The organism is Streptomyces sp. NPDC002776 (assembly GCF_053592195.1).
Genome location: NZ_JBSFVG010000003.1, coordinates 463542 through 472945, shown reverse-complemented (window position 1 = coordinate 472945; position 9404 = coordinate 463542). Strand labels below are relative to the sequence as shown.

The 9404-nt window shown below is 71.4% G+C and carries 6 protein-coding genes; 4 read left to right on the top strand and 2 right to left on the bottom strand.

What is annotated here, in order from left to right:
- The first annotated feature begins 115 nt into the window (after positions 1 to 115).
- Together cseB and cseC are read left to right on the top strand one after the other, a co-directional pair.
- Positions 116 to 820: a two-component system response regulator CseB gene (gene cseB / locus ACWD11_RS09785; protein WP_451282295.1), complete on the top strand. Its 705-nt coding sequence runs from the start codon at positions 116 to 118 to the stop codon at positions 818 to 820.
- A 12-nt stretch (positions 821 to 832) separates the two neighbouring features.
- A complete protein-coding gene (cseC, locus tag ACWD11_RS09780) occupies positions 833 to 2167 on the top strand; it encodes a two-component system sensor histidine kinase CseC (RefSeq protein ID WP_451282293.1) in 1335 nt (444 codons plus the stop codon).
- A gap of 758 nt (positions 2168 to 2925) precedes the next feature.
- Here cseC and ACWD11_RS09775 read toward each other — a convergent pair.
- The gene (locus ACWD11_RS09775; RefSeq protein ID WP_451282291.1) at positions 2926 to 4491 is read right to left on the bottom strand and encodes an MDR family MFS transporter; all 1566 of its coding nucleotides are present in this window, start codon (positions 4489 to 4491) and stop codon (positions 2926 to 2928) included.
- 134 nt (positions 4492 to 4625) lie between these two features.
- On the opposite strand from ACWD11_RS09775, the gene ACWD11_RS09770 reads away from it, so the two are divergent.
- Positions 4626 to 5219 carry a TetR/AcrR family transcriptional regulator gene (locus ACWD11_RS09770; RefSeq protein WP_389416967.1) on the top strand — a complete coding sequence of 198 codons (594 nt, stop codon included), beginning with the start codon at positions 4626 to 4628 and terminating at the stop codon, positions 5217 to 5219.
- On the opposite strand, the gene ACWD11_RS09765 is transcribed toward ACWD11_RS09770, so the two are convergent.
- Positions 5216 to 5848, bottom strand: coding sequence for a M23 family metallopeptidase (locus ACWD11_RS09765; RefSeq protein WP_389416966.1), 633 nt, complete (start codon positions 5846 to 5848; stop codon positions 5216 to 5218). The genes ACWD11_RS09770 and ACWD11_RS09765 overlap by 4 nt on opposite strands.
- A 374-nt stretch (positions 5849 to 6222) precedes the next feature.
- Here ACWD11_RS09765 and ACWD11_RS09760 point away from each other — a divergent pair, with 374 nt between their 5' ends.
- Positions 6223 to 9339 (top strand): NACHT domain-containing protein, encoded by a 3117-nt coding sequence (locus ACWD11_RS09760; protein WP_451282288.1) that lies wholly within the window; start codon positions 6223 to 6225, stop codon positions 9337 to 9339.
- Positions 9340 to 9404: the final 65 nt, after the last annotated feature.

Sequence of the window (9404 nt, the reverse complement as noted above, 5' to 3'; positions counted from 1 at the left end):
GGCGACGCGCCCTCGCCGGTGCCGGAGGCCTGAGCGCGGCCGGGATGAACCGATCGGGCGCTCGGACCGATCTCCTAGTAGGACACCCACCACCACGAGGACTGAGAGCACCGGGATGGCAGACCAGACCCACGTTCTGTTCGTCGAGGACGACGACGTCATCCGCGAGGCCACCCAGCTCGCCCTGGAGCGGGACGGCTTCGCGGTCACCGCCAGGCCCGACGGCCTGTCGGGCCTGGAGGCGTTCCGGGCGGACCGGCCCGACATCGCCCTGCTGGACGTGATGGTGCCCGGACTGGACGGCGTCAGCCTGTGCCGGCGGATCCGGGACGAGTCGACCGTGCCGGTGATCATGCTGTCGGCGCGTGCCGACTCCATCGACGTCGTGCTGGGTCTGGAGGCGGGCGCGGACGACTACGTCACCAAGCCGTTCGACGGTGCCGTGCTGGTCGCGCGCATCCGCGCGGTGCTGCGCCGGTTCGGGCACGCGAGCGGCGGTGACCGGGGCGAGGAGCCGGGGGCGGCGGCGGCCGGCGGGGTGCTGACCTTCGGTGAGCTGGAGATCGACACCGAGGGCATGGAGGTGCGCCGGGCGGGCCGGACGGTCGCGCTCACGCCGACCGAGATGCGGCTGCTGCTGGAGTTCTCCTCCGCGCCGGGCACCGTGCTCTCCCGGGACAAGCTCCTGGAGCGGGTGTGGGACTACGGCTGGGGCGGGGACACCCGGGTCGTCGACGTTCATGTGCAGCGGCTGCGCACGAAGATCGGCCAGGACCGGATCGAGACGGTCCGCGGCTTCGGCTACAAGCTCAAGGCCTGAGCGGGGCGGGGAATGCGGGGGATCACCTGGCGCCGCGCGGATCTGCGCGCGGCCGATATCCGTACCGGGCTGAAGTGGAAGCTGAGTGCGGCCATCGCGCTGGTCGGCGCGCTGGTGGCGGTCGCGCTCAGCCTGGTCGTGCACAACGCGGCGCGGGTGTCGATGTTGGACAACGCGCGCGATCTCGCCGACGAGCGGATCCAGATCGCCCAGCGCAACTACGAGCTGTCCGGGCGCCCGAACTTCCCGAACGTCAAGGTCGACGACCGGCGGCTGCCCGAGCCGCTGCGGGAGAAGGTCGAGCAGGGGCGGCGGGCGACGTACGTCACCGACGCGGACGGCGGACCGGACATCTGGGCGGCCGTGCCGGTGCAGGACGGGCGGGTGCTGTCCCTGCACACCGGGTTCACCGACCGCAGCACCGACATCCTCAACGACCTCGACCAGGCCCTGGTGATCGGCTCCATCGCGGTCGTCCTCGGTGGCAGCGCGATCGGTGTGCTGATCGGCGGGCAGATGTCGCGCCGGCTGCGCAAGGCGGCGGCCGCGGCGGGGCAGGTCGCCCAGGGCGAGCCGGACGTGCGGGTGCGGGACGCGATCGGCGGCGTGGTCCGGGACGAGACGGACGATCTCGCGCGGGCGGTGGACGCGATGGCGGACGCGCTCCAGCAGCGGCTGGAGGCGGAGCGGCGGGTCACCGCGGACATCGCGCACGAGCTGCGCACCCCGGTGACCGGGCTGCTGACGGCGGCGGAGCTGCTGCCGCCGGGCCGGCCGACCGAGCTGGTCCTGGACCGGGCGAAGGCCATGCGCACGCTGGTGGAGGACGTCCTGGAGGTGGCCCGGCTCGACGGCGCCTCGGAGCGGGCGGAACTGCAGGACATCCTGCTGGGCGAGTTCATCACCCGACGGGTCGCGGCGAAGGATCCGCACGCCGAGGTCCGCGTCGTGCACGAGTCGGAGGTCACCACCGACCCGCGGCGCCTGGAGCGCGTGCTGTTCAACCTCCTCGCCAACGCCTCCCGGCACGGCAAACCGCCGGTCGAGGTCACCGTCGAGGGGCGGGTCATCCGGGTCCGCGACCACGGCCCCGGGTTCCCGCAGGCGCTGCTCGCGGAGGGGCCGAGCCGGTTCCGCACCGGGAGCAGCGACCGGGCCGGCCGCGGGCACGGGCTGGGCCTGACCATCGCGGCCGGCCAGGCCCGGGTCCTCGGCGCCCGCCTCACCTTCCGCAACATCCGCCCGGCCGGCGCCCCGGAGCACGTACCGGCGGAGGGGGCGGTGGCGGTCCTGTGGCTCCCGGAACACGCACCGACGAACACGGGGAGCTACCCGATGCTGCCGTAGCCCCCGGCAAACCGAGCGATACGGACGAACACGGGGAGCTACCGGATGCTGCCGTAGCCCCCGGCAAACCGAGCGATACGGCCACGGGAGCCGACCGGATGCCACCGGGGAAACCTGGCAGGCGCCGCCGTAGAACTCGGCCCGGTGCCGCCGCGTGGGCCTGCCCGATGCCGCCACGCGGACCTGCCGACGCCGCAGCAGAAGCCGCCCCGTCACCGCCGAGCACACCTGACCGGTCCCGCCGAGCGGAGCTGTCGGAGCTGCCACGCAGACCCGCCCGGGCCCGCCGAGCGGAGTTCTCGGATGCCGCTGCGCAGACCTGCCCCGCCACGCCGAGCGAAGCCACCGGATGCCGCTGCGCAGACCCGCCCGACCCCGCCGCAGAAGCCCACCCGACACCGCCGAACGCACCTGGGCCGACCCCGCCGTAGAACCCAACCCAATACCACCGCGCAGACCTGCCCCGCCACGCCGAGCAAAGCCACCGGATGCCGCTGCGCAGACCCGCCCGACCCCGCCGCAGAAGCCCACCCGACACCGCCGAGCACACCTGGGCCGACCCCGCCGTAGAACCCAACCCGATACCACCGCGCAGATCTGCCGATGCCACCGCGCGGACCCGCCGATACCGCCGTAGAAGCCAGCCGCCGAGCAGACCCGGCCCCTGCCGCCGCGCCGACCCGCCGATACCGCCCCGCCGCCCGCCGACGCCCCCGCAGAACCCAGCCCCCGAGCACCCCCGCCCGCTCCCGGCGGTGTCAGACCGCCTCCGCCATCGGTGCCGTCGGCGTCGGGGCGTCGTCCTTCGGGCCCGCCCCCTTCAGCGGGACCTCCTTCACGAAGACCGCGGCGATCAGGGAGACCACCGCCACCACGGCCCCGAGCAGGAACGCCGAGTGGGTGCCCGCGGACACCGCGTGCTGGTACGCCTCCCGCGCCGCCTCCGGCAGCTTCGCCAGGCTCGCCGCGTCCAGTTGCGCGGACTGCTCGGTCACCTGGGAGCCGAGGGAGCCGGCCCGTTCGGCCATGACGTCGCCGACCCGGTGGTTGAACAGCGCGCCCATGATCGCGACGCCGAAGGAGGAGCCGAGGGTGCGGAAGAGGGTGGTGGAGGAGGACGCGACGCCCATGTCCTTCATCTCCACGCTGTTCTGCGCCACCAGCATGGTGATCTGCATCAGACAGCCCATGCCGAGACCGACCACGGCCATGAACACCCCGGAGACCAGCCGCGAGGTCCCGGTGTCCATCGTGGACAGCAGGTACAGCCCGACGACCATCAGCACACTGCCGACGACCGGGAAGACGTAGTAGCGCCCGGTGTTGGTGGTCACCCGGCCCGCGACCATCGAGGTCACCAGCATCGCGCCGAGCATCGGCAGGAGCAGCAGCCCGGAGTTCGTGGCGGACGCCCCCTGCACGGACTGCTGGTACAGCGGCAGGAAGAGCGTGGCACCGAACATCACGAAGCCGGTGATGAAGCCGATGACGGACATCAGCGTGAAGTTGCGGCTGCGGAAGATGTGCAGCGGCAGCACCGGCTCCGCGGCCTTGGTCTGCCAGAACACGAACCCGACGAGCGCGGCGACGCCGATGCCGATCAGCTCCATGATCCGCGCGGACGTCCAGGCGTACTCGGTGCCGCCCCAGGTGGTGACCAGCACGATCGCGGTGATGCCGACGGTCAGCAGCGCGGCGCCCAGATAGTCGATCCGCGCCTGCGCCCGCTTCTTCGGCAGGTGCAGGACCGCGCTGATGGCGAGCAGGGCGACTATGCCGAGGGGGAGGTTGATGTAGAAGGCCCAGCGCCAGCCCCAGTGGTCGGTGATGGTGCCGCCGACCAGCGGTCCGCCGATCATCGCGAGCGCCATGACGCCGGCCATCATGCCCTGGTACTTGCCGCGCTCGCGGGGCGGGATCAGGTCGCCGATGATCGCCATCACGCCGACCATGAGTCCGCCCGCGCCCAGGCCCTGGACGGCCCGGAAGCCGATCAGCTGGCCCATGTCCTGGGCCATGCCGCTGAGCATGGAGCCGATCAGGAAGAGCACGATCGAGCCCATGAAGACGCCCTTGCGCCCGTACATGTCACCGAGCTTGCCCCACAGCGGGGTGGAGGCGGCGGTGGCGAGGGTGTACGCGGTGACGACCCACGAGAGATGTTCGAGCCCGCCCAGTTCACCCACGATCGTCGGCATCGCCGTACCGATGATCATGTTGTCGAGCATCGCCAGCATCATCGTGATCATGAGCGCGAGCAGGACCACCCGCACGCTCCTGGCCGGTTTCTCCGGTACCGCGTCCACGGCCTGTGTCTGCGCCATGACTCCCACTCCCCCAGCTCCCGCTACTTACTTGCCGACCGGCTAGTTGTCTACACTGCAGGAAAGTAGAGGCGTAACTAGCCGGGCGTCAAGTAAGTTTTTGGCAAGCGTCGAGGAGTACGAGGATGGGCGGCATGGGCGGCACGGATGGCACCAAGCAGGGGCGCCGCGGCAACACCCGCCAGCGCATCCAGGACGTGGCGCTCGCGCTCTTCGCCGAGCAGGGGTACGAGAAGACCTCGCTGCGGGAGATCGCCGAGCATCTCGACGTCACCAAGGCGGCGCTCTACTACCACTTCAAGACCAAGGAAGAGATCCTGGTCAGCATCTACGACGATCTGACCCGGCCGATCCTGGACCTGATCGAGTGGGGCAAGGGCCAGCCGCACACCCTGGAGACCAAGCAGGAGATCGTACGGCGCTACAACGACGCCCTGACCGACGCGGCCCCGCTGTTCCGCTTCATGCAGGAGAACCAGGCGACGGTACGGGAGCTGCGCGTCGGCGAGACCTTCAAGGAGCGCATGAAGGGCCTGCGGGAGATCATCATCGACCCCGACGCCCCGCTGGTCGAGCAGGTCCGCTACGTCAGCGCGATCTTCGCCCTGCACGCCGGGATGTTCTTCCTCCAGGACCTCGACGCGGATCCCGAGGACAAGCGCGAGGCCGTTCTGGAGGTGGCGATGGACCTGGTGATCCAGGCCCATCGCGGAAGCACGCGGGGTTAGAGCGACAGGCCCTTGGCGCGCAGGAAGGCCACCGGGTCGACGGCCGTGCCGTAGTTGGCGGTCGTACGGATCTCGAAGTGCAGGTGCGGGCCGCTGGAGTTGCCGGTGTTGCCGGACAGGGCGATGCGCTGGCCGGTCTTGACGATCTGGCCGGCCTTGACCTGGATCTTCGACAGATGGGCGTACTGGGAGTACGTGCCGTTGCCGTGCTTGATGACGACGGCGTTGCCGTAGGCCGGGCCGTCACCGGCGCCGTTGGAACCGGCCTTGACCACGGTGCCGCCGCGGGCGGCGTAGACCTGGGTGCCGGTGGCGACGGCGAAGTCCTGGCCGCTGTGGGTGGACTGCCACATGCCGCCGCTCTGGGCGTAGCTCGCCGACTTCGTGTACTTCTTCACCGGCTTGACCCAGGAGGCGGCCTTGGCTGCCTTGGTCGCCTTGGTCGCCTTGGCGGTCGCGACGGCCTTCGCGGTCGTGGCGGTCTTCGCGGTCTGGGCGACGGCGGGCTCCGCGGCCGAGGCGACTCCGGCCCCCAGCACGACCGACGCCCCCAGGGCGGCGGCCACGGCGGCGACGCGAGTGCGGAGCGTGGACGTACGGGAAGAACGGACGGAGACGCGCTGGGACATCGAAAACCTCGTGAGGTGGGGGACATGAGAACCACCCGGCGCTCAGACAGCTGCCGGATGGGGCCACTCCTTGGTACCGCCGAGGCCCATCCCCGCCCAAACCCTCTATCTACGAGTCAAGCTAGTACTTGACCGTAAAACCGTCTTCCTTCTTGACACAGCTCTCATCCAGGACGAATCAGTCCATGACTGGAAAAGCGGGGTGGAGGTTCCGAGCCAAAAGTCCTTTTTGCCCGAACGGACCTTTCCACTACTCCGCCTAGTAACGGACAAATCGCCTGTGCGGCATGTCACCGGGCCCCAAGATCCAGGGACGCCGGAATGTGACCGGCGCTACGCTGACCTGCGTTCATGTGACGACGGGGGAGGGCGGGTTGGACCCGGCAGTACTCGGCGCCAGGCTGGCGTCCGGCTTGATCGGTCCGCTGGTGCGCAAGCTGTTCGTCAAGGAGGGCCCGGGCGCGGCCCTGGTCGACCGGCCGGTCCGGCTCTCGGCGCTGGTGTCCTTCCGGGGCGAGCGGAGCACCCTGGACCGGCCCGCCCTGCACAAGCTCTCCGCCGAGCTGGTCCGCCAGGCCCTCAAGGGCGGTGAGCGGCCCATCGGCGCCGACGAGGAACAGGCCGTCGCGCACGCCCTCACCGACACCCTGTACGCCCTGGGCGACCTGGCCATGACGGACGTGCAGGCGGTGGACCTCGGGCACGAGCACCTGGCCACGGCCCTGCGCCGCGCGAGCGGCCACCCGGACCGCGAACTCTCCTATGACGCAGGTCACTTCTACGCCCGCCTGCTCACCTCCGCCTGCCTGCACATCGTGCACTTCTTCACCCAGCGCTCCGCCTTCGTCGCCCGCACCCTCGTCGAGCAGTCCCGGCGCCAGCGCGAGCTCATCGCCAAGGTCGACGAGCTGATCGCCCGCACCCCGCCCACCGGCGGCACCGACACCGCCTTCGAGCGGCGCTATCTGTCGTACGTCCCCACCAGGCACGGCCGGCTCACGATCTACGGCATCGACCTGGCCCACTCCCCCGACCGCTGGCCCCTGGACGCCGCCTACCTCAGCCTCCAGGCCCTCGGCCCCGCCGAGGACGACCGCGCCACCGGCCCCGGCGGGCTGCACATCGCCTCCGCCGACGGCGCCCTCCCAGCCGAACAGGCCTTCGCGGAACACGACCGGGTGCTGCTGCGCGGGGTGGCCGGCTCCGGCAAGACCACCCTCGTGCAGTGGCTCGCGGTGACCGCGGCCCGCGGCGAGCGCGGCGACCGGGTCCCGTTCGTCCTGCCGCTGCGCACCCTGGTCCGCCGGGGCCTCCCGGCGCCCGACGCCTTCTTGTCCGCCGTGCAGGTCCCCTTCCACGGGAACCAGCCGGACGGCTGGGCCGACCGTGTCCTGACCGCCGGCCGGGGCCTGCTGCTGGTCGACGGCATCGACGAGATACCCGAGCGCGAACGGGAACGCACCCGCCGCTGGCTGCGCGACCTCCTCGACGTCTACCCCGGCAACCAGTGGCTGGTCACCTCCCGCCCCTCCGCCGTGCACGAGGACTGGCTCGCCGCGGACGGCTTCACGGAGCTGGCGCTCACCCCGATGAGCCAGGACGACGTCGCCGCGTTCATCGACCGCTGGCACGCGGCGGCCCGGATCGACGCGCCCGACCCGGAGCGCCTGGACGGGTACCGGCGCTCCCTGCTCGACGCCGTCCGCACCAAGCCGGACCTCGGGCGGCTCGCCACCAACCCGCTGATGTGCGGACTGATCTGCGCCCTGCACCGGGACCGGCGCGGGTATCTCCCGCACGGCCGCAAGGAGTTGTACGACGCCGCCCTGTCGATGCTGCTGGCACGGCGGGACGAGGAGCGGGACATGTTCCCGCCCGGGGAACCGGGCGGAGTGTTCCTCACGGAGCTGCCCCAGATCCAGCTGCTGCAGCGGCTCGCCTACTGGCTGATCCGCAACAACCAGTCCGAGCTGGACCGCGACCGCGCCGAGCGGATCATCGCCGACGTCCTGCCGTCCCTGCCGGTCGCCGGCGAGCAGGGCGACGCCGGTCAGATCCTGCGCCATCTGCTGGTCCGCAGCGGCCTGCTGCGCGAACCGGCCGCCGGGACCGTGGAGTTCGTCCACCGCACCTTCCAGGACTACCTGGGCGCCAAGGCCGCCGTGGAGGACGGCGACTTCGGACTGCTGGTGCGCGGCGCGGCGGACGAGCAGTGGGCGGACGTGCTCCGGATGGCGGTGGCGCATGCGCGCCCACGCGAACGGGCGGATCTGCTACGGGACTTGAGTGCGGCGGCACAGCGGGCGGACGGAGCGGTGAGCGCCCGGATCCGGCTGCTGGCGCTGGCGTCCCTGGAGCACGCGACGGAGCTGGACCCGCGGGTGCGGGCGGAGGTCGAACGCAACGCGGCCTCGCTCATCCCGCCCCGCACCACGGAGGAAGCCCGCGCCCTGGCCTCCGTAGGACCGCTCGTCCTGGAGCTGCTGCCCGGCCCGGAGGGGCTGGACGAGGAGGAGGCGCGGGCGGTCGTCGTCACGGCGTCCCTCATCGGCACGGAGGCGGCACTGCCGGTGCTGGCCCGGTTCCGGAGCCATCCGGGGCTCGACGTACGCGCCCAGCTCTCCTGGAGCTGGTCCCGGTTCGCCACGCGCCGGTACGGCGAGGAGATCGTCGCGCATCTCCGGCAGGAGGAGCTGTTCTTCACCGCACGCTCGGCCGAACAGCTGCGTTTTCTGAGGCAGTTGGGCGGCAGGCCTTCGGTCCAGCTCGTGGGCGGTATCGCGGCGGACGAGATCGGCGCCGGGCTCGTCCCGGAGGCCACGACCGAACTCGTCCTGCGTGCCAATGACGAGCTGCGTGATCTGAGGTGCCTGGCGGGCCTGCACCGGCTGAGCTATCTGGACGTGAGCAGATGCTCCCACCTGGAGAGTCTGTCCGCGGTGGCCCGTCTCCCGCTGATCTGGCTCTCCCTGGACCTGCTGCCCCGGGGCCTCGACCTGTCCGTCCTCGCCGGCTCGCCGACGCTGGACCAGCTCGACCTCGGTGTCCTGCTGGAGGGCGCCTCCCTCGACGAGGCGCTGCCGCGGGATCTGGGACTGCGCTACCTGCGCTTCACCAAGCACGCTCTGGAGCTGACCGGCCTGCGCGGCCTGCGTCACTTCCGCTCGCTGAAGCGGCTGAGCCTCGCCAAGCTGACCTCCGCGCTCTCCCCCGACGACCACGAGGAGATCGCCCGGCTCCCGGAGTTGCGGCATCTGCACATCGACTGGCAGCACAACGGCGGCTGGCAGGGCCCGCCCCTGCCGGGGGTCACCCACCTCCGCCTCAACAACCTCCAGGGCACCGAGGATCTGTCAGCCGTCCCGGACCGGTTCCCCGACCTGCGCTCGGTCACCGTCGTCTACGCCCCGGACGTCACCGAGATCCCCCCGGCCGTCCTCGCCCCCCTCCCGGTGACCCCGTCCTTCGAACGGATCCGCCGCGTCGTGTGACGCGCACGCCTCTAGCCACCTACCGTCCAGTAACCCTACGGTTCCCCTCGCGCCACCCGCTCGCA

Coding starts and splice junctions, on each gene's coding strand:
- cseB (WP_451282295.1), top strand. CDS start 116: ATGGCAGACCAGACCCACGTTCTGTTCGTCGAGGACGACGACGTCATC.
- cseC (WP_451282293.1), top strand. CDS start 833: ATGCGGGGGATCACCTGGCGCCGCGCGGATCTGCGCGCGGCCGATATC.
- ACWD11_RS09775 (WP_451282291.1), bottom strand. CDS start 4,491: ATGGCGCAGACACAGGCCGTGGACGCGGTACCGGAGAAACCGGCCAGG.
- ACWD11_RS09770 (WP_389416967.1), top strand. CDS start 4,626: ATGGGCGGCACGGATGGCACCAAGCAGGGGCGCCGCGGCAACACCCGC.
- ACWD11_RS09765 (WP_389416966.1), bottom strand. CDS start 5,848: ATGTCCCAGCGCGTCTCCGTCCGTTCTTCCCGTACGTCCACGCTCCGC.